The 20,091-nt window shown below is 59.3% G+C and carries 20 protein-coding genes and 1 pseudogene; 14 read left to right on the top strand and 7 right to left on the bottom strand.

Annotated features, from left to right (window positions below):
* Positions 1–157: 157 nt before the first annotated feature.
* The 5 genes from LAT62_RS06765 to LAT62_RS06745 all read right to left on the bottom strand — a co-directional run bounded on the left by LAT62_RS06765 (position 158) and on the right by LAT62_RS06745 (position 3,555).
* Positions 158–733 (bottom strand): SprT-like domain-containing protein, encoded by a 576-nt coding sequence (locus tag LAT62_RS06765; protein WP_293380926.1) that lies wholly within the window; start codon positions 731–733, stop codon positions 158–160.
* 23 nt (positions 734–756) lie between these two features.
* On the bottom strand, positions 757–1,980 hold the full coding sequence (gene fabB, locus LAT62_RS06760; protein ID WP_293380923.1) for a beta-ketoacyl-ACP synthase I: 1,224 nt from the start codon (positions 1,978–1,980) through the stop codon (positions 757–759).
* A 1-nt stretch (position 1,981) separates the two neighbouring features.
* Positions 1,982–2,503 (bottom strand): 3-hydroxyacyl-[acyl-carrier-protein] dehydratase FabA, encoded by a 522-nt coding sequence (fabA, locus tag LAT62_RS06755; protein ID WP_293380920.1) that lies wholly within the window; start codon positions 2,501–2,503, stop codon positions 1,982–1,984.
* Positions 2,504–2,704: 201 nt separating this feature from the next.
* Complete coding sequence (locus tag LAT62_RS06750) at positions 2,705–3,016, bottom strand: BolA/IbaG family iron-sulfur metabolism protein (RefSeq protein ID WP_293380917.1); 312 nt, start codon at positions 3,014–3,016, stop codon at positions 2,705–2,707.
* 17 nt (positions 3,017–3,033) lie between these two features.
* Positions 3,034–3,555: a hypothetical protein gene (locus LAT62_RS06745; protein WP_293380914.1), complete on the bottom strand. Its 522-nt coding sequence runs from the start codon at positions 3,553–3,555 to the stop codon at positions 3,034–3,036.
* Between the two features lie 123 nt (positions 3,556–3,678).
* Between LAT62_RS06745 and LAT62_RS06740 the strand changes: the two genes are divergently transcribed.
* From LAT62_RS06740 to rpoS, 8 genes are all read left to right on the top strand, one after another.
* Positions 3,679–3,960, top strand: a complete 282-nt coding sequence (locus LAT62_RS06740; RefSeq protein WP_293380911.1) for a septum formation initiator family protein — start codon at positions 3,679–3,681, stop codon at positions 3,958–3,960.
* Between the two features lie 7 nt (positions 3,961–3,967).
* Positions 3,968–4,666 carry a 2-C-methyl-D-erythritol 4-phosphate cytidylyltransferase gene (gene ispD, locus LAT62_RS06735; RefSeq protein WP_293380908.1) on the top strand — a complete coding sequence of 233 codons (699 nt, stop codon included), beginning with the start codon at positions 3,968–3,970 and terminating at the stop codon, positions 4,664–4,666.
* Positions 4,659–5,153 carry a 2-C-methyl-D-erythritol 2,4-cyclodiphosphate synthase gene (ispF, locus tag LAT62_RS06730; RefSeq protein ID WP_293380905.1) on the top strand — a complete coding sequence of 165 codons (495 nt, stop codon included), beginning with the start codon at positions 4,659–4,661 and terminating at the stop codon, positions 5,151–5,153. Before ispD ends, ispF begins: the two co-directional genes overlap by 8 nt.
* Positions 5,150–6,199, top strand: coding sequence for a tRNA pseudouridine(13) synthase TruD (truD, locus tag LAT62_RS06725; RefSeq protein WP_293380902.1), 1,050 nt, complete (start codon positions 5,150–5,152; stop codon positions 6,197–6,199). The genes ispF and truD overlap by 4 nt, the downstream gene beginning before the upstream one ends.
* 6 nt (positions 6,200–6,205) lie before the next feature.
* Complete coding sequence (locus tag LAT62_RS06720; RefSeq protein ID WP_293380899.1) at positions 6,206–6,949, top strand: protein-L-isoaspartate(D-aspartate) O-methyltransferase; 744 nt, start codon at positions 6,206–6,208, stop codon at positions 6,947–6,949.
* Entirely contained in the window at positions 6,946–7,848 is a 903-nt protein-coding gene (locus tag LAT62_RS06715; RefSeq protein ID WP_293380896.1) for a DUF368 domain-containing protein, read from the top strand. The genes LAT62_RS06720 and LAT62_RS06715 overlap by 4 nt, the downstream gene beginning before the upstream one ends.
* Positions 7,849–7,946: 98 nt before the next feature.
* Positions 7,947–8,867, top strand: a complete 921-nt coding sequence (locus LAT62_RS06710; protein WP_293380893.1) for a peptidoglycan DD-metalloendopeptidase family protein — start codon at positions 7,947–7,949, stop codon at positions 8,865–8,867.
* 207 nt (positions 8,868–9,074) lie between these two features.
* On the top strand, positions 9,075–9,998 hold the full coding sequence (rpoS, locus tag LAT62_RS06705) for an RNA polymerase sigma factor RpoS (RefSeq protein ID WP_293380952.1): 924 nt from the start codon (positions 9,075–9,077) through the stop codon (positions 9,996–9,998).
* Between the two features lie 390 nt (positions 9,999–10,388).
* Here rpoS and fdxA read toward each other — a convergent pair whose 3' ends face one another.
* Both fdxA and mutS read right to left on the bottom strand, forming a co-directional pair.
* Positions 10,389–10,712 (bottom strand): ferredoxin FdxA, encoded by a 324-nt coding sequence (gene fdxA, locus LAT62_RS06700; RefSeq protein WP_293380890.1) that lies wholly within the window; start codon positions 10,710–10,712, stop codon positions 10,389–10,391.
* A gap of 143 nt (positions 10,713–10,855) precedes the next feature.
* The gene (gene mutS / locus LAT62_RS06695; RefSeq protein WP_293380887.1) at positions 10,856–13,432 is read right to left on the bottom strand and encodes a DNA mismatch repair protein MutS; all 2,577 of its coding nucleotides are present in this window, start codon (positions 13,430–13,432) and stop codon (positions 10,856–10,858) included.
* 51 nt (positions 13,433–13,483) lie between these two features.
* Here mutS and LAT62_RS06690 point away from each other — a divergent pair, with 51 nt between their 5' ends.
* The 6 genes and pseudogenes from LAT62_RS06690 (at position 13,484) to csrA (ending at position 19,899) form a co-directional block, all read left to right on the top strand.
* Positions 13,484–13,981, top strand: a complete 498-nt coding sequence (locus LAT62_RS06690) for a CinA family protein (protein WP_293380884.1) — start codon at positions 13,484–13,486, stop codon at positions 13,979–13,981.
* Positions 13,982–14,064: 83 nt separating this feature from the next.
* Positions 14,065–15,051 (top strand): annotated as a pseudogene (gene recA, locus LAT62_RS06685) (recombinase RecA); the annotation flags it as partial.
* Between the two features lie 72 nt (positions 15,052–15,123).
* The gene (locus LAT62_RS06680; RefSeq protein WP_293380878.1) at positions 15,124–15,609 is read left to right on the top strand and encodes a regulatory protein RecX; all 486 of its coding nucleotides are present in this window, start codon (positions 15,124–15,126) and stop codon (positions 15,607–15,609) included.
* 85 nt (positions 15,610–15,694) lie between these two features.
* A complete protein-coding gene (gene alaS / locus LAT62_RS06675; protein WP_293380877.1) occupies positions 15,695–18,319 on the top strand; it encodes an alanine--tRNA ligase in 2,625 nt (874 codons plus the stop codon).
* Between the two features lie 30 nt (positions 18,320–18,349).
* A complete protein-coding gene (locus tag LAT62_RS06670; RefSeq protein ID WP_293380874.1) occupies positions 18,350–19,582 on the top strand; it encodes an aspartate kinase in 1,233 nt (410 codons plus the stop codon).
* Between the two features lie 119 nt (positions 19,583–19,701).
* Entirely contained in the window at positions 19,702–19,899 is a 198-nt protein-coding gene (gene csrA / locus LAT62_RS06665; RefSeq protein WP_293380871.1) for a carbon storage regulator CsrA, read from the top strand.
* The last annotated feature ends 192 nt before the right edge of the window (positions 19,900–20,091 follow it).

The raw sequence follows: 20,091 nt of genomic DNA, 5'->3' as shown, positions 1-20,091 counted from the left end.
TTGACGTTCTCTTTTTATTGATTTTCGGGGGCTGTAAGACACAGACCAATGTCCAGCATCTTAGCCTGAGTGCCAGTGGTCGACCAGTGCTGTGGAGAATAATTCACAAATAATGGCTGTGCAGGTCGCTCTGATGCTCCGGGCATGGCCAGAAGCGCTATTGCAGCAACTCCAGGGCGCTCAAGGACAGGGTGCCGTCCTGCCAGGCCCGGAAGTCACTGAACGCACAGTAGTAGACCGAACCAAGGGTGTCCGGACGGCCTCGCAACGCCATGCGCGCACAGTCTTTCGGCCGGCGATAGCGGCCAGCGATCCAGTGCAGTTGATCACCTTCGCGACGCAGCAGGGCCCATCGGTAGTCTTTCAGTTGGTAGTCGGGGTTGGCGGTGATGGTCGGTTCGACATTCAGCAGGCGCATCTGGCGTTGCCATGCAGGGCCATGGCCTGTGCCTGGGCCAGCAAGCGCGTGGGCGATTTCATGCAGGAGTGTTTCGCGCGCTTGCGCCATGCTGCCGGCTTCTGCATGTGGCCGTGAAAGCTCGATCCGGCGCTCGCTGTAGCGGCAAAGGCCAAGGGTTCGGCGCTGTCTGTTGAAACTGAACTGCCAGCCCGGAAGGTAACGGGCCATCAGCGAATCAGCCAGCATCTGGACCGATTGCAGCTTGGACTGCTGTTCGTCTGCTGCAACCGGTGGTTCACTGTCTGCTGTCAACCGTCTACTTTCGACCGTCATGCGTCCAGCTCACAGCCAGGTTCCTAATTTCCGGAATAACGCTGAAAGACCAGGGTCGAGTTGGTACCACCAAAGCCGAAACTGTTCGACATGACCCGGTTCAGCGTCACACCTTCACGGGTTTCCGTCAGGATGTTGCAGCCTTCGGCATTGGGGTCCAGGGTGTCGACATTGGCCGACCCGGCAATGAAGTTGTTCTGCAGCATCAACAGCGAGTAGATGGCTTCCTGCACACCGGTAGCCCCCAGTGAGTGGCCAGTCAGCGACTTGGTTGACGCCACCAGTGGCACCTTGCGTCCGGCAAAGGCTTCCCTGACGGCCCCCAGTTCTGCCGTATCACCGGCCGGGGTGCTGGTGCCGTGCGCATTGATATAGTCGATGTCGCCTTCCACCGTGCTCATGGCCTGCTGCATGCATCGGATGGCGCCTTCACCGCTGGGGGCGACCATATTGTAGCCGTCCGAGGTGGCGCCATAGCCTACCAGCTCTGCAATGATGGTAGCGCCCCGAGCCTTGGCGTGCTCCAGTTCTTCCAGCACCAGCATGCCACCACCACCGGCGATAACGAAGCCGTCGCGGTCAGCGTCATAGGGGCGGGAGGCTTTTTCGGGCGTTTCATTGTATTTGGTCGACAGGGCGCCCATGGCATCGAACAGGCTGGACAGGGTCCAGTGTTCCTCTTCGCCGCCACCGGCAAAGACGATGTCCTGCTTGCCCAGTTGAATCTGCTCCATTGCATTGCCAATGCAGTGGGCACTGGTGGCGCAGGCTGAAGTGATCGAATAGTTGATGCCCTTGATCTTGAAGGGCGTCGCCAGGCAGGCCGATACCGTACTGCCCATGGTCTGGGTCACCCGGTAAGGGCCTACACGCTTCAGTCCTTTGTCGCGCAGCGCGTCAGCCGCTTCGACCTGATTGGCCGACGACGCACCACCAGAGCCGGCAATCAGTCCGACACGGGGGTGGGAGTATTCGGCTTCGGTGAGCCCGGCCTGCTCAATGGCCTTGGCCATGCTGTAATAGGCATAGGCGGCAGCATCGCCCATGAAGCGCAATGTCTTGCGATCAATGTGCTCCTGCAGGTCGAGTTCGGGGCGGCCGGCAACGTGGCTGCGCATCCCGTGTGTCTGATATTCCTCGACGTTGCGGATGCCGGACTTCATTTGGCGCAGGCTCTCTGTCACTGTCTCCAGGTCATTGCCCAGACAGGATGCGATACCCATACCTGTGACGACTACACGACGCATATCAGCCCTCCATCTGACCGGACGTGAAGAGTCCAACACGCAGGTCTTTAGCGGTATAAATTATTTTGCCGTCCACTTCGACGGTGCCGTCGGCAATACCCATTACGAGTTTGCGTTCGATCACGCGCTTCATCTGTATATTGTAGCGGACCAGCTTGTTTTCCGGCAGCACCTGGCCGGTGAACTTCACTTCGCCAGACCCCAGCGCCCGACCGCGACCCGGGTTGCCCTTCCAGCCCAGAAAGAATCCGACCAGCTGCCACATGGCATCCAGGCCCAGACAGCCGGGCATGACCGGGTCGCCGGGAAAGTGACAGGCGAAAAACCAGAGCTCAGGGTCGATGTCGAGTTCGGCAATGATCTGGCCTTTACCAAATTCACCGGAGTCGGCGGAGATGTGGGTGATGCGATCCAGCATCAGCATCTCCTTGACGGGCAGTTGGGCGTTGCCGGGACCGAACAGCTCGCCATGGCCGCATTGCACCAACTGTTCTTTGTCCAGTGAACTGAGTCGTTCTGTCATTGAAGTAAGCCTTTATCCATAATCCTGAAGTCAGCGGGGCGCATCAGAATGCTGCTGCGCTCCACTTGATGCCGAGACGATACCCCAAAAGAGGCCCCTGATTCCATAACACTGGCGAAAAAGTGTCATGAATGAAGCCCCTCCGGGTTGGCCTCACTTTGCACTTTTCCGGCGAAACCTTTGGTCCCGGAGGGGGTGCTCTTATTGCCCACTGCCACCACGACAAGCGGGTGAGTCGGGAGCCTGACCCTGCCATTCGTCCGGGGCGTAGGCATGAATGGCGAGCGCATGCACAGGGCCGGCCATCTCTTTTTTCAGCGCTTCATAGACTGTCTGATGACGACGCACCGGGGGCAGACCCTTCAGCATGTCGGCCACCAGCGTTACCTTGAAGTGACTCTCGGAGCCGGGAGGTACATTGTGCATGTGGCTTTCATTGTCGACTTGCAGATAGGTCGGATGCAGGGCATCGGTGAGCTTGTCTTCGATCGATTGCTGTACGGGTCCGGTCATGAGTGATTGATCTCCGCTCAGAGCTTTCGGTCCCGGGCGGCAGACTGCAGCTGCTCCCAGGTCTCAATATAAGTGTCCTGCAGGATTCGTGCATCGAACCCCGCCCGATGTCGGCGCCCGTCATTGGCCGCAAAGAGTGCATCCCGCGTATCGTCCCACAAGGCCAGTTGATCCTCACTGAGAATCCGGGTCAGCGTTTCCAGTTGAAAGGCCTGGCGCATTCCGGCGTAGTAAAAAAGCAGTGCCAGCCAGCCGCTGTCCACACCCCAGCCATCAGAATAGACCACCTGGCCCTCGAGCAGCAGATTGAGCTGTTCGGCCACCTGGCGTGGGGAAAACCCTTTCTCGCTGAGCAGATCTCTGGACAGCCCGTGCAGGGCTTCCGCATCGTCGCTCCAGTGTGTCCAGTCCGGATCCGGGGCGATCAGATGGCTGACCACAGAGCGGTCCGGCATGGCCACGCCCACTTCGATCGGATAACTGCCACGTCCGAAACCGGACGCCTCTATGTCGAGAATGGCGGGTACACGTAAGGCCAAGACGGACTCCCTGAAAGGCTTCTGCGGAGCATTGTAACTGGTCAAACCGTCCTCCAACCAGTATTCTGTGCGCCCAGAGTTTCTCTGGGTTTCCGTTTCCTGCGCGGCACTCACAGGTGGTGAATGAAAAAGGCGTTGCTTGCCGCACTGATACTGAGTCTATTATACCTGCAAGGCCGCTTGTGGTTCGGACACAACAGCCTGTCCGAGATCAGGCAACTGCAGGCCGAGGTATCCGAGTTGCAGTCAGAAATCAGAGTCCAGCGAGAAATCAATGAACAGCTGAGGGCGCAGCTGGATTCTTTGCGCGACAGCGACAACCCGGATGCCATGGAAGAGCAGATTCGGGAGCGCCTGGGCCTGACGCGCGAAGATGAAACCTTCTACCTCTTTATCCGTGAGTAGGTCTCCGATGACGACTTCCGGACAGTCCTTCTGGGCTATCGTCCCGGCCGCCGGTGTCGGGCGGCGGATGGGCCTGGATCAGCCCAAACAGTTTCTGCAGGTGGCCGGCAAATCCATTCTGGCGCACACGCTGCATCGCCTGGCCCGAACCCCCGGGCTGGCCGGCATAGTGCTGGTGACTGCAGATGGCACAACCCATGAAGACATTGAAGCTCTTGCTGTGCCGGTCGCCCCGGTGGCAGGCGGGGCAGAGCGTGCCGACTCGGTACTGGCCGGCCTGCGTCATCTGATGGCTGCTCAGGGCGAAGATACCTGGGTGTTGGTGCATGATGCGGCGCGCCCTGGTGTCAGACCCCGGGATGTCAGCGCACTGATGGCCTGGTGCGTGCAACATGACGAGGGCGCAATTCTTGCCTTGCCGGCGCGTGATACCGTCAAGCAGACCTCGGCTGTGGTCGAGGTGCTGGACACACTGGATCGCGACACCATCTGGCTGGCACAGACGCCGCAATGTTTTCGCGCCGGCCCGTTGGCTTCTGCCTTGCAGGCCGGACAGGACTCCGGTCAAGTGATCACCGACGAAGCCTCCGCCATGCAGGCAGCCGGGCACCGGGTAGGCCTGGTGCGGGGCCACTGGCAGAACAGCAAGCTGACTGAGCCGGAAGATCTGGAACTGATTGAATGGATACTGAATCGTGATGAATGACCTGCGTATAGGCCATGGCTTTGACGTGCACCGGTTTACCGATGAGCAAACGGCAGGCGTGCAGAAACTGGGCGGTGTCGATGTGCCGGTGGAGCGCACGTTGCTGGCTCACTCCGACGGTGATGTGGTGCTGCATGCCATTATGGATGCCGTGCTCGGGGCGCTGGCGCTGGGCGACATCGGCACACATTTTCCGGATACGGATCCGCACTGGTCCGGGGCCGACAGCACCGTACTGCTGCGGCAGGTCTGGCAGCAGGCAAAAGAGCGGGGCTATGGACTGGTGAACCTCGACGTCACTGTGGTCGCACAGACACCGAAACTTCAGCCTTATCGCAGCGCCATGACGGACCACCTTGCCGCAGTTCTCGGAGCGCCAACCGACAGCATCAATGTCAAGGCGACCACCACGGAAAAGCTGGGCTATATTGGTCGCCGCGAAGGAATAGCGACTCATGCGGTGGTGCTGCTGGGCCGCTTACGGTGACCGAGACGATCTTGCCGACGGCCTGGGGAGAACCCCTGGGCTCGGCTCTGCTGCGCAGCACTCCCGAAGATTTTGTAGTGATCGAACACCTGGACCTGCCCCCGCCAGCGGCGCCCGGGCAGCGTGAACACCTGTGGCTCTGCGTCGAGAAGCGAGGCGCCAACACCGGCTGGGTAGCTCGGCAGTTGGCCGAGGCTCTGGGAGTCAGAGCGCGTCACGTCGGCTATGCCGGGCGCAAGGACCGTCATGCCCTGACCCGCCAGTGGTTCAGCGTCTACCTGCCGGGGCGGGCAGATCGAGAGCCCTTGCCGGAATGGCCCGAACATGCCGAGTTTCGCATTATCGACAGTCGCTGGGCCAACCGTAAACTGCGGCGCGGACAGCATCTGGGCAATCGCTTTCTGCTTACCCTGCGTGACTGGACGCCTGACCAGGACCAACTGAGTCGGCGTCTGGCCGATATCTCGAACTTTGGTGTGCCCAACTATTTCGGTCCGCAGCGGTTTGGCCATGAGTTCCGGCCTGAGCCGAAACCGATTGTCTGGTCTGCCGAGCGCGAGGCCAGGGGGTTCCAGATTTCAGCCATGCGCAGCCATCTGTTCAATCTGCAACTGGCCGCCCGGGTACACAGCGGCGACTGGCGGTCGGTCAGAACCGGAGAATGGCTGGCCTGGCGCGGGTCGGCGGCCGGTTTCCTGCTGCAGGAACCTGAAGCCCGGATTGATGCCCTGTTTGCCGCCGGAGAGCTCAGCCCAACGGCATGGCTGCCGGGCCTGGTGCGCGATGAGCGCCTCGGGCCAGCTGCAACGGAGCGGGAGATGCTGGCCGACTGGTCGGTGTGGATAGACCAACTGTGTGAACGCCGCGTAGAATGTGCACGCAGACCCACCGTGCTGGTGCCTGAAAATCTTGCGGCGCAACCCACGCCTGACGGGACTGGCTGGCAGCTGGCGTTTGATTTGCCACCAGGTGGCTTCGCCACGACTATTGTGCAGGCTCTTTGCGAGACGCGTCTGACCGATCAACCGGAAGAAGTACAGGACTGACGAGGCATGACCACACCTGACGCAACACCCATTTCGAGGCTGCAGGGCATTGGTATGACCTCGGAGCGCACTCGCCGGCGCATGGTCGAGCGACTGCGCGAGCGCGGCATTACCGATGAGCCGGTGCTGGATGTGTTGTTTCGCGTGCCGCGACACTGGTTTGTGGACGAAGCCCTGGCGCATCGCACCTATGACGATGTGTCCCTGCCGATCGGGTACGGCCAGACCCTGTCCAACAGCTATACTGTGGCGCGCATGACCAGTCTGCTGCGCGAGAGCCTGCTTGATGACGCCGCTCTGGCGCAGGTGCGCCGGCCAGTTCGTCTCGGGCAGGTGCTGGAAATCGGCACCGGCTCAGGGTATCAGACCAGCGTGCTGGCCCATCTGGTGCGGTCGCTGCATACAGTGGAGCGTATTCGATCCCTGCAGCAGAAAGCTCGGCGACGCTGTCGCGAGCAACGCCTGGACAACATCCGGTTTCACCTTTCTGATGGCCACTGGGGCCTGCCCGAGCAGGCACCTTTTCAGGGTATTCTGTGTACTGCTGCTCCGGAGACCGTGCCACAGGCGCTGCTGGACCAATTGTCGCCAGACGGCGGAACACTGATCATTCCCGTTGGGCCGGGGGCTGACCAACGGCTGCTGCGCGTGCAGCGTTTTGGGGATGAGTGGCAGCAGGAGGATATTGAGCCAGTCTACTTTGTACCGCTGGTCGCAGGACAAGACAAGGCTGCCGGGAGAAAGCCATGACCGAACTGAAACAACTGTGGTCGGGCTGGTTCGCTCGCGGTCTGCTGATGGGCATTGCGGATATGGTGCCGGGTATTTCCGGCGGTACCATTGCCTTGATAACCGGTATCTATGCGCGCCTGATCGAGGCGCTGGCGTCCTTTCGCTTCAAGCTGCTGGGTCAGTTGGCCCGCGGTCAGCTCAGGTCAGTCTGGCAGCAGATTGACGGCACTTTTCTGCTGGTCCTGCTGACCGGCATCCTGACGTCTATCCTGTTGATGAGCCACCTGGTGGGCTGGTTGCTCAGTGAGCAGCCGGTTGTGCTGTGGAGTTTCTTTCTCGGTGTTCTGTTGCTGGCGCTGCGGGATATTGTCCGCCGTGTCAGTTGGGGCTGGGTGGAGGGCCTGGTGGCTCTGGGGGGCGCATTGATGGCGCTGATTACGGTAGTGGCCGGCGGAGTAACGTTGGAGGTCACGCTGGCCTGGCTGTTTCTGGGTGGCATGCTGGCCATAACGGCAATGATCCTGCCCGGTATATCCGGCAGCCTGATATTGTTGCTGCTGGGTATGTATGCCCCGGCAGTAGAAGCGGTGCGGACACTGGACTGGCCGCTGCTGTTGGCGTTTGCTACCGGCTGCGCGTCTGGCATATTGGTGTTTTCGCGTCTGTTACACTGGCTGATGCGAGAATACGGTAATCTTGCTCTGGCTGGCATGTGCGGTATTGTGGCCGGGGCGATGCCCAGGCTTTGGCCGTGGCAACTGGAATCGGGCAGGGCGCAATTGCAGGTGCGATTGCCCGAAGGTGCGTCAGAATTGTGGTTGGGTATACTGGTGCTGCTGGCGGGGATGCTGGTCTATGGCGGGCTGACCTGGTGGCGCCATCGACTGGCTGTCGGTGCTGCTGACAGAGCACTATGACCGAATGGCTTTTTTAGATTCTTTGGTTCTATCGGTGAAATTTCTTAACAGATCCGATTACAAACAATAACAATTTTGCGGAGACACAGGTCGTCCAGATGAGCGCTAAGCAGTCAAAGTATTGGCTTTCTGCGGCCAGCCGTTGGTCGAAGCGCCTGTTGCAGTTTTCAGGCGTATTGTTGCTTTCGGCCTGCGCCAACAATCCCGACTGGATAGCGCTGGAAAATCTTCCCGCCAATGGCGGCGCCACGGACCGGGAACGGCAGGCCAGCGTGCCATCCCGGCCCTCTTCTTCAACCTCACCAGGCACCAGTCAATCGGCGGGAACACCACCGCCACCGCGTCAGGAAGAGAATCTTCCGGATCGTTATCGTGTTCAGCGCGGTGACACGCTGTATTCCATATCTTTCCGCTACGCGCGTGATTTCAGGGAGGTCGCAGAGGCCAACAATATACCCGAGCCCTACACCATTGTGCCGGGCCAGGAGCTGGATATGCGGGCCACCGCCACCTCACGGGATACACCTTCTTCATCAGCGTCCAGTAGCTCCTCAGGGTCGCAGCCGGCACCCAGCCGACCTTCCGAGGCCAGTGAAGATCGTCAAATTGCCGCCGCCCCCATCACACCTCCTCCGGCGGATCCCAATGCTGTTGCCAATTGGATATGGCCCGTGGAAGGGAATATAGTTCGAGCGTTCTCTGACGGAGCGTCTGGATCAAAAGGTATTGATATCGATGCCCCCTTGGGTGAGTCTGTTCGTGCGGCTGCCGATGGTAAAGTCGTCTACGCAGGTGATGGGTTGCGCGGTTACGGCAACCTCATCATCCTGGAACATCCGGGCAGAATGTTGAGTGCCTATGCGCACACCCGGACGATCAACGTGGACGAGCAACAGGAGGTCAGTCAGGGCGAGGTGATCGCCGAAGTAGGAAACCGGGGGGATACACCTCTGCTCCACTTCGAGATCCGCCAGGAAGGCAAGCCCGTTGACCCGGTAGGGTTCCTACCCCGACGCTGAACCAACGCCGCCGTACATCAGGGAATACTGAATCCGCTTCAGGCTCGACCGTCTTCGGGCCGACCCGGGTCAGTGAGAAGCAGTCCGAGACGGGGAGGTTTGGATATGGTAATGGCACGGCAAAGCAATGCGCAGGAAAGTCCACGGCATTCACTGCGGCCCGCAGTGAAAGGCGAGCCCACTGAAGACCTCGAAAGTGGAGAGGTCATGCTTGATCTCGCTGCCGAGTCGTCATCGCAGGCAATGGGGCGGCCTGAAGCCGAAACCGAAGAGGTGTCGGCGGATTACCAGAAAACGCTGGATGCCACTCAACTTTATCTGAATGAAATCGGCTTTTCACCGTTGCTGACTGCAGAAGAAGAAGTCTACTTTGCGCGCCTGGTGCAAAAAGGCGAGGAATCCGGTCGCAAGCGGATGATCGAGAGCAATCTGCGACTGGTGGTCAAGATTGCACGCCGCTATATCAACCGGGGCCTGCCACTGCTTGACCTGATCGAAGAAGGCAATCTGGGCCTGATCAGAGCGGTAGAGAAGTTTGATCCGGAGCGGGGCTTCCGCTTTTCTACCTATGCGACCTGGTGGATACGGCAGACCATCGAACGCGCCATCATGAACAGCACCCGGACCATCCGCCTGCCGATTCATGTAGTGAAAGAGCTCAACGTCTATTTGCGCGCGGCTCGCGAACTTAGCCAGAAGCTGGATCATGAGCCCTCTGCGGAAGAAATCGCAGAGCTGCTGGACAAGCCGCTGGAAGAAGTACAGAGAATGCAGGGGCTCAATGAGCGGGTTACTTCGGTAGACACACCGCTGGGTCCCAATTCAGAGCGCACTGTACTGGAAACCATTGCCGATGAGCATGATCGTGCGGACCCTGAAGCCAGTCTGCAGGACACCGACTTGAAAGCCAGCATAGACGAATGGCTGAACGACCTGTCGGAAAAGCAGCGTGAAGTCGTTATCCGTCGCTTCGGTTTGCGTGGATATGAAACCAATACTCTGGAAGAGGTCGGGCACGAAATCGGCCTGACCCGCGAGCGGGTTCGCCAGATTCAGGTCGAAGCGCTCAGACGACTGCGCGATATCATGGAAAAACAGGGGCTCTCTGCAACGTCTGTGTTCAGTGATTGACCGTATCTCACCCTGGCGGAGTGCGGGTGACCATCGGATTCCCCTGAGTGCAGCGGTTATCCGAAAAGGTGCCGTCAATGGCACTGTAGCAGTGGCATCCGAGCGCTAAACTGAACGTACATACAGACAGTATGTCTGAAGAGGAGGGCGTGAGATGATAGCTTTATTGGCTATAGGTTTGGTGGCAGCCGGGTTGTTGGCTTGGGTGGCCATGGGCAGAGACCAGGCTCCTGATCACCGGGTTGTGCCGGTTCGGGTTGACGAGCAACGGCCTCGTCGTAGACGTTGATTTTGTCTTTAAGTATGCGCCGGTGAGTATTCTCTCACCGGCTTTCCAGTCTCTCTGAAGGTGCGAAGGACTCACGCCCTGAGAGGGGCCTGACATCTGTACTATTTTTCCAGATATTGCCGCTTGTTCGGCACATCCTTCCAGTCGTCAGCATCCGGTGACGGATCCTTTTTCTCTGTAATATTGGGCCAGATTTCTGCCAGTTCGGCATTCAGCTCAATATAGTCCTGCTGGTCTTCGGGTACTTCATCTTCAGACAGGATGGCTTCTGCAGGGCACTCGGGCTCACACAGAGCACAGTCGATACACTCGTCAGGGTGAATGACCAGGAAATTCGGCCCTTCATAGAAGCAGTCAACCGGACATACTTCCACGCAGTCTGTGTACTTGCACTTGATGCAGTTGTCCAGAACGACAAACGCCATTGAACTTTCTCCTGAATATGATGCCGGGATGCTGGCGGTATTCTATTGGCCGGTGACCCGCCGGACAAGCCAATAAGGCCCTGATAGCGAAATCTGACCATAATTTTTGGCTATTAGCTTACAATCTGCCCACGTCGGGGCGCTCAGATCTTCTGTTGCCATTCATACAGCCATTCGAGCGCCTGTCTGGGCGTCATGTCATTCAACTCCAGTGCCTTGAGGGCGTCCAGCGCCGGGCTTTGACCCTGCACAAACAGGTCGCCTTGCGCCGGCATGTCAGTCTGTCTGGCATTGCTGTTGGCTGACGGGGTGGTACGGCTGTGCCTCACCGATTGATCCTCCAGGGCCTGCAGCTTTTGCTGCGCCTCCCGCAGGACTGTTGTCGGGACTCCGGCGAGCTTGGCAACCTGAATGCCATAACTCTGGCTGGCCGGGCCTTCCAACACCTGATGCAGGAACACGATATGGTCTTCATGCTCGGTAGCGTTCAGATGCAGATTGCCCACCCCGTCTTCCCGGTCTGCAAGGGCTGTGAGTTCGAAATAGTGCGTGGCAAACAGGCACAGTGCTCTGTTGGCGCGGGCAATATGCTCGGCAGCCGCCCAGGCGATAGACAGGCCGTCAAAGGTGGAGGTGCCCCGTCCGACCTCATCCATCAATACCAGACTGCGGGCCGTGGCATTGTTGAGGATATTGGCCGTTTCGGTCATTTCCACCATGAAGGTCGAGCGCCCGCCGGCGATATCGTCGCTGCTGCCCATGCGCGTGAAAATGCGGTCCAGATCGCCCACCACGGCCTTGTCTGCCGGCACATAGCTGCCGATGTGCGCCAGTATGGCAATCAACGCATTCTGGCGCATATAGGTGGATTTGCCGCCCATATTCGGCCCAGTGACCACCCACATGGGGCTGTCTGCATCGACTCTGAGATCGTTGGGAACGAAGGGATGATTGCTGACCGCCTCTACCACCGGGTGGCGGCCGGCGCGAATGTCCAGGGTTGGCTCTGAGACCAGCTCGGGTCTGGCCCAGTCGAGGCGATCGGCCTGTCGGGTCAGGCAGCAGAGCACATCCGTTTCTGCCAGCGCCGCAGCCGTCTGCTGCAGCTCGCTGAGCCGGTCCAGCAACTGGTCCAGCAATTCTTCATACAGCCGCTTTTCCAGCGTCAGGGCGCGGCTTTTGCTGCTCAGTACCCGGTCTTCATGTTCCTTCAGCTCGTCGATGATGTAGCGCTCAGCATTCTTCAGCGTCTGCCGGCGGATGTAGTGGGCCGGTACGCCGTCTGCCTGCGCCTTGCTGACTTCAATGTAGAAACCATGGACCCGATTGTAGCCCACCTTGAGCGTCGACAGGCCCGTTTGTTCGCGCTCCCGGACTTCCACCTGAGCGAGCAGATCGCCCGCCCCCTGGCTCAGGGCTCGCAGCTCATCCAGCTCGGCATTGTAGCCCTCGCGGATGACGCCGCCGTCGCGAATCACCACCGGCGGGTTGTCTTCCAGCGCCGTGTCGAGCAGGGATTTCAGGTCGGGAAATGGCTGCATCTGCTCGTGCAACTGTCCGGCCAGTGTATTGTCCAGGGCAGCCAGCAGAGTGCGGATTTCGGGTATCTGCTCCAGCGTCTGGTGCAGCCGGGTCAGGTCCCGAGGGCGCGCCGAGCGCAGCGAAATGCGGCTGAGGATACGCTCGATGTCACCGACCGGTGTCAACAGGTCAGCCAGTTCGTCGGCCGTCATGCTGGCCTGCAGGCCTTCATTGAAATCCAGCCGTTGATTCAGCACCTGCTGATCCCGCAGGGGCCGGTTCAGCCAGCGCCTCAGCAGGCGCTTGCCCATAGGCGTGCGGCTGTCGTTGAGCACCGCATTGAGCGTAAAGTCCTCACCGCCGTGCAGATTGATGTCGAGCTCCAGATTGCGGCGCGAGGCGGCATCCAGCACGATGGCATCGTCGGGCAGCTCCGTGGTGATGCGCTGCAGGTGGCGGAGGTCGGAGCGCTGGGTGTTGCGGGCATATTCCAGCAGTGCACCGGCCGCATTGATGGCGCTGGGCATGTCGTCGATGCCGAAACCTTTCAGGTCTCGAGTACCGAAATGCTCCAGCAAAAGACGGTGGCAGGTATCGTGATCGAAATGCCAGGGGGGCAACTGGCGCACCGGTCCCAGCTCGTTGATATCTTCCGACCAGGTCGCCTGCTCGTTGACCAGAATCTCCGCCGGGCGCAGCCGCTGCAGTTCCGATAACAGCGCCGCCTGGCCTTCCGGCTCGACAACGCCGAAGTGGCCGGTGCTCAGTTCCAGCCAGGCCACGCCGAGCGTCGCTCCGTCACAGAGGGCGACCAGCAAGTTTTCCCGGCCTTCGTTCAGGAAGGCTTCGTCAGTCAGGGTGCCGGGCGTGATGACGCGCACCACCTCGCGATCTACTGGCCCCTTGCTGGTAGCCGGATCGCTCACCTGCTCGCAGATGGCCAGGGAGTGTCCCATGCGCACCAGGCGGGCAATGTAACTTTCACAGGCATGATACGGAATGCCGGCCATCGGAATCGGCTTGCCTCCGCTCTGACCACGCGCGGTCAGCGTGATATCGAGCAGCCGCGAGGCCTCCCGGGCATCGTCATAGAACAGTTCGTAGAAATCGCCCATGCGATAGAACAGCATGTCATGCGGATGCTGGGCTTTTATGCGCAGGTATTGCTGCATCATGGGCGTATGTTCTTTGGTTGTCATGCCGTTGTCCGTTATCCTGTGCAGGCGGCCGTATGGTAGCAGAGGGAAGAGATGAATAAAGCGTTTGATGACAGGGCGCTGCTGGCCAGGGCCGAGCAACTCGCGGAGCAATTGCAGGCTCGCCGCCTGTCACTCGGTACGGCGGAGTCCTGCACGGGTGGCTGGATCGGCAAGGTGTGTACCGAGTTGCCGGGAAGTTCACGCTGGTTTCTCGGTGGCATCCTGTCCTACAGCAATGCGGCCAAGGTTCGCCTGTTGCTGGTGCCTGAAATGACGCTGGTGGAGCAGGGCGCGGTCAGTCAGATGGTGGCCGAGGCCATGGCCCAGGGCGCGCTGGAAGCGCTGGGTAGCCAGGTGGCGGTTGCAGTGACCGGCATTGCAGGGCCGGAAGGCGGGTCCGCGGACAAGCCGGTGGGGACAGTCTGGCTGGCGTGGGCAGACCACCAGAGGGTAGCCAGTGAACGATTTGTGTTCGCGGGTGACCGGGATCAGATCAGACGTCAGGCGGTGGCAAAGTCACTGGATGGCCTGATGACATTTATCGACTGAAAATTATTCCTCCGTAGCATTGGCACAGGTGGATCACCTGTGGCATGATACTGGTTATGTATACAGCACTTTGTGGGTGAAACATGTCAGAGAACCGCAGCACGGAAAATCGCAGCAAAGCATTGGAAGCAGCCCTGGGGCAGATCGAGCGCCAGTTTGGCAAGGGCTCGGTCATGCGTCTGGGCGATCAGGGGCGGGTCAGAATTCCGGCCATTTCAACCGGCTCTCTGGGCCTGGATATCGCGCTTGGCATCGGTGGTCTGCCGAAAGGTCGGGTGGTTGAGATCTATGGCCCGGAGTCCTCGGGCAAGACAACATTGACCCTGCAAGTTATCGCCGAGGCGCAGAAAAGTGGCGGTACATGTGCCTTTATCGATGCCGAGCATGCGCTGGATCCTTCCTATGCAGAGAAGCTGGGCGTCAATGTGGATGATCTGCTGGTGTCGCAGCCGGACACGGGTGAGCAGGCCCTCGAGATCGCCGATATGCTGGTGCGTTCCAACGCCGTGGATGTGGTGGTCGTCGACTCTGTGGCGGCGCTGACCCCCAGAGCGGAAATCGAAGGGGACATGGGTGATCAGCACGTCGGCTTGCAGGCACGTCTGATGTCTCAGGCCCTGCGAAAGATTACCGGCAACATCAAGAATGCCAATTGCCTGGTGGTCTTTATCAACCAGATTCGCATGAAGATCGGGGTCATGTTCGGTTCGCCCGAAACCACCACCGGTGGTAACGCCCTCAAGTTCTATTCTTCGGTACGCCTGGATATCCGCCGTATCGGTACCGTCAAGGAAGGGGACGAGGTGGTCGGCAGCGAAACCCGGGTCAAGGTGGTCAAGAACAAGGTGGCCCCGCCGTTCAAGCAGGCCGAGTTTCAGATTCTCTATAATCGGGGCATCTATCACATGGGCGAAGTCATCGACTTGGGTGTCAAGCTGGGTCTGATTGACAAGGCCGGAGCCTGGTACAGCTATCAGGGCGACAAGATTGGTCAGGGCAAGGCGAATGCGGCGCGCTTTCTGGAAGAGAACCAGGCCGTGGCGGACGAGATCGAAGTACAGATTCGCAAGCATTATCTGGGTGATATCGAAGCCGCGAAATCTGAGGCCGCGACCGAGACTGTCGAGGACAGTTAAGCCGCCATGGCTGAGCCGGATTTTGATCCAAAAGAAGCAGGTCCAGACGGCAAGACAGGGCAGCAGAAATCTCCCCGCCACGCCGCCATGGATCTGCTGGCGCGCCGCGAATATAGTCAGCGCGAGCTGATGGAGCGTCTGCACCGCAAATATCCCGATCTGGCTGCGGAGGAACTCGGCACTGTTGTCGAAACGCTAGCGGATCAGGGCCTGCAGAGCGACCAGCGGTTCGCCGAGTCTTACGTGCGCCTGCGCGTAAGTCGCGGTCAGGGCCCAGCGAAGATCGCCTGGGAACTGCAGCAGCGGGGCATTTCCGATGACGCTGCAGGCAGTCTGCTGGCTCAGTGGGACTGGCAGCAGCAGGCCGCACAGGTGCTGGAGCGCAAGTTCGGGCACACGTCACCGAACGATCTGCCGGAAAAGGCCCGCATGAGCCGATTTCTCCAGCAGCGCGGTTTCCACTGGCAACATCTGGAAGATGCGCTGGACTGAGCCTGTTGCCAGTCTCTCCCATTGCCGATAATTCGGCCCCATTGTACCATTGCGGGCACTTTTTCCGCAGATACGGTGTGTGTAGATGAAAACCGCTGAGATTCGCCAACGGTTTCTGGATTTTTTTGCCCGCAACGGGCATGAAGTGGTGCCGAGTTCCAGCCTGGTTCCGCACAATGATCCGACCCTATTGTTCACCAACGCAGGCATGAACCAGTTCAAGGAAGTGTTTCTTGGCCAGGACAAGCGCAACTATCAGCGCGCCACAACATCTCAGCGTTGTGTGCGGGCCGGTGGCAAGCACAATGATCTGGAGAATGTCGGCTATACCGCACGCCACCATACCTTTTTCGAAATGTTGGGCAACTTCAGTTTCGGTGACTATTTCAAGCAGGGAGCCATTCGGTTCGCCTGGACCTTCCTGACTGAGGAGTTGGGTCTGCCGGCGGACAAATTGCTGGTTACCGTGTATGACGAGGATGACGATGCCTTTGATCTCTGGCATCGCGACATAGGCTTGCCGGAAGATCGCATTATCCGTATTGGTGACAACAAGGGTGAGCGCTACGCCTCTGACAACTTCTGGCAGATGGGCGATACCGGGCCCTGTGGTCCCTGCACCGAGGTCTTTTATGATCATGGTGCAGATATCTGGGGCGGCCCTCCCGGGTCTGCCGAAGAAGACGGTGACCGGTTTATCGAAATCTGGAACGTCGTCTTCATGCAGTACAATCGTCAGGCCGACGGCACCATGGACCCGTTGCCGGCACCCAGCGTCGATACGGGCATGGGGCTGGAACGACTGGCGGCCATCCTGCAGGGTGTGCACGCCAACTATGAAATCGACCTGTTCGTGAATCTGATGCAGGCGGTTGCCAAGGTGACTGGCTCTGTTGACCAGGACAATCCGTCACTGCGGGTGGTCGCTGACCATATCCGCAGCTGCGCCTTTCTGATTACCGATGGCGTTATGCCGTCCAATGAAGGGCGCGGCTACGTGCTGCGGCGGATCATTCGACGCGCGGTGCGCCACGGCAACAAGCTGGGGGCGACTGAGCCCTTTTTCCATCGACTGGTCGCTCCTCTTGCTGATGAAATGGCCGCTGCCTACCCCGAGCTGGAATCCGCGCGGCCTCAGGTCGAGCGGGTGCTGCTGCAGGAAGAGGAACAGTTCGCACGTACGCTGGATCATGGCATGAAGTTGCTTGAGGAGGCCATCGCCGGCCTGCAGGGCAAGGTGATTCCCGGCGAGACTATTTTTACCCTCTATGACACCTACGGTTTCCCGGTCGATCTTACCGGTGACATTGCCCGGGAAAGAGAACTGGAACTGGACCTTGAGGGGTTCGAAAAGGCCATGGAACAGCAGCGAGCTCAAGGTCGTCAAGCCAGCAAGTTCGATGTCGACCTGTCCGGACTGGCCGACCTGGATGCAGAAACTCGTTTTGCCGGTTATGAATTGCTGTCCGTTTCCGGGCAGGTAGAAAAGCTGCTGCTGGACGGGCAGCCGGTCGACGTACTGAAGCCGGGTCAGCAGGGGGTGGTGGTACTGGATGAAACCGCCTTCTATGCCGAGTCTGGTGGTCAGGTGGGAGACACTGGGCAGATCCGCACTGACACCGCTGTTTTCGAGGTCGAAGATTGCCAGAAGCAGGGCAAGGCGCACCTGCATATAGGTCGCCTGACCCATGGTGAGCTGCGCGCAGGTGATCAGGTGGGCACCTTTGTGGACAGCCAGAAGCGCCATCTGACCGCGCTGCACCACAGTGCCACGCACCTGTTGCATGCCGCATTGCGCGAGGTGCTGGGTGACCATGTACAACAGAAGGGCTCGCTGGTGACCGACGAGCGGCTGCGTTTTGACTTCGCGCATTTCTCGGCAGTAACCCAGACCGAGTTGCGCGACATCGAACAACGGGTCAATCAGCAGATCCTGGCCAATACCCCGGTGCAAACCGAGATCATGCCCATTGATGAGGCTCAGGCGCGCGGCGCGGTGGCGCTCTTTGGCGAAAAGTATGATGAAGAGGTTCGGGTGTTGACCATGGGCACCGATGATTTTTCCATGGAGCTGTGCGGCGGCACCCATGTGCAGCGTACCGGTGATATGGGGTTGCTGAAAGTGGTCAGCGAGCAGGGTATTTCGGCGGGCGTGCGGCGTATAGAAGCCGTGGTCGGTCCGCGGGCATTGCAGTTGATCAATCGCATCAGTGATCAACTGGGACAGGTGGGCGAACTGGTGAAGGCCAGGCCCGAGCAGTTGACGGAAAAGACAGAAGCTCTGGTGCGTCGACAGCGCGAGCTGGAAAAGGAACTGGAGCGCCTGCAGAGCAAGCTGGCGGCGCAGGCCGGTGGTGACCTGGTGAGCCAGGCTGAGCAACTGGGTGCTGTGCGCCTGGTGGCAGCCCGGGTTGAAGTGGCCGATGCACGGGCCATGCGGGAACTGGTCGACCAGCTCAAGAACAAACTGGGCTCTGGCCTTGTGCTGGTGGTGGCCGAACTGGATGGCAAAGTACAGTTGGCGGCTGGCGTCACGCGTGATCTGACTGATCAGTTTCGTGCCGGCGACCTGGTCAATGCGGCGGCGGCTGTGGTAGGTGGCAAGGGCGGCGGCAAGCCCGATCTCGCCATGGCCGGCGGTAAAGATGTAGACAAGATTGATGATGCGTTGGCAGCAGCCCGCACCTGGGTATCCGACAAGGCGGCCTGAACAGCCGAAACAGTATAGGGAAACGTATCGATGGCACTTTACGTGCAGAAGTATGGTGGCACTTCGGTCGGCAGTATCGAACGAATAGAAGCTGTGGCCGATCGGGTCAAGAAGACCCGTGACAGTGGTCATGATGTTGTGGTCGTGGTGTCTGCCATGTCGGGCGAGACCAATCGCCTGGTGGGCCTGGCGCAGCAGATCAGTCCGGAGCCTACACCCAGAGAGATGGATACACTGCTGGCCACAGGAGAGCAGGTCACTATTGCGCTGCTCAGTATGGCGCTGCACCGGCGTGATTGCCCGGCGCGGTCCTTTACCGGCTGGCAAGCCGGCATCAAGACCGACAGCGCCCATACCAAGGCACGAATCCAGCAGATCGATGTCGGGAGCATGCAACAGGAACTGGCAGCCGGCCGCGTGGTCGTGGTAGCGGGATTCCAGGGTGTGGACGATGCCGACAACATTACCACTCTGGGTCGTGGTGGCTCCGACACCACTGGCGTAGCTCTGGCGGCTGCTCTCAAGGCAGACGAGTGCCAGATCTATACTGATGTTGATGGTGTCTACACCACGGATCCACGGGTGGTACCCGAGGCGCGGCGGATGGCTCAGGTGACGTTTGAAGAAATGCTGGAAATGGCCAGCCTGGGTTCCAAGGTGCTGCAGATTCGCGCCGTGGAGTTTGCCGGAAAATACAATGTCCCCCTGCGCGTGCTGTCCAGCTTTGTCGACGGGCCGGGCACCCTGATTACACTTGAAGGTGATGAAACAATGGAAAAACCTGTGATTTCCGGTATCGCGTTCAATCGCGATGAGAGCAAGCTGAGCATCATGGGTGTGCCGGATCTGCCGGGTGTCGCCTCCAGGATACTGGGCCCGGTCAGTGCGGCCAACGTCGAAGTCGACATGATCGTGCAGAATATCTCGGAGGAGGGCAATACCGACTTCACCTTCACTGTGCACCGAAGTGACTTCCGGCGTACCCAGACTATACTGGAAGGGATCACGGAGGACTTGGGCGCGCGTGAAGTTCTGGGCGATGACCGGATAGCGAAAGTCTCCATTGTCGGGGTGGGCATGCGTTCACATGCGGGAGTGGCTTCCAGAATGTTTGACGCCCTGGCTGCAGAGTCGATCAATATTCAGTTGATCTCCACGTCAGAGATTAAGATCTCCGTAGTCATCGAAGAGAAATACCTCGAATTGGCTGTGCGGGCACTCCATTCAGCCTTTGGTCTGGATGCGGTAGAAGAAACCGCATAAACGCGCTATTCTTGCGCTTGCGCGATCCAAAAGCGAGTCTGTTGTAGGCGCTGTCGGCACGTTGGCGGTTGTGACGCTCAGGCTCCAGGAATGAGTCCGATAACAGGAGATTGGAAACCATGTTGATATTGACCCGTCGCGTGGGTGAAACGTTGATGATTGGGGATGAAGTGACGGTCACGGTGCTGGGTGTCAAGGGCAACCAGGTCCGTATCGGCGTGAATGCACCCAAGGATGTAGCGGTACACCGGGAAGAAATCTATCTGCGCATTCAGCGTGAGTTGGATGGCCCGGAAGAGGATCAGGAAGAACGCTAATCGTGTTTGACTGGCGTGGCGCCATACAGGGAGTCCGGATGAGCATTGTCAGGAACTCCCTAGCCCTTTCATTTTATTGAACTTTCCCTTTAATTTTTGAATCGGCATGGTATCATGCGCCGCGTGTTTCGGAGAGGTGGCCGAGTGGCTGAAGGCGCGCCCCTGCTAAGGGCGTATGGGAGAAATCTCATC

It is taken from the genome of Natronospirillum sp., from assembly GCF_022565775.1.
Taxonomy (GTDB): Bacteria; Pseudomonadota; Gammaproteobacteria; order Pseudomonadales; family Natronospirillaceae; genus Natronospirillum.
This window is presented reverse-complemented; position numbering and strand designations above follow the sequence as displayed.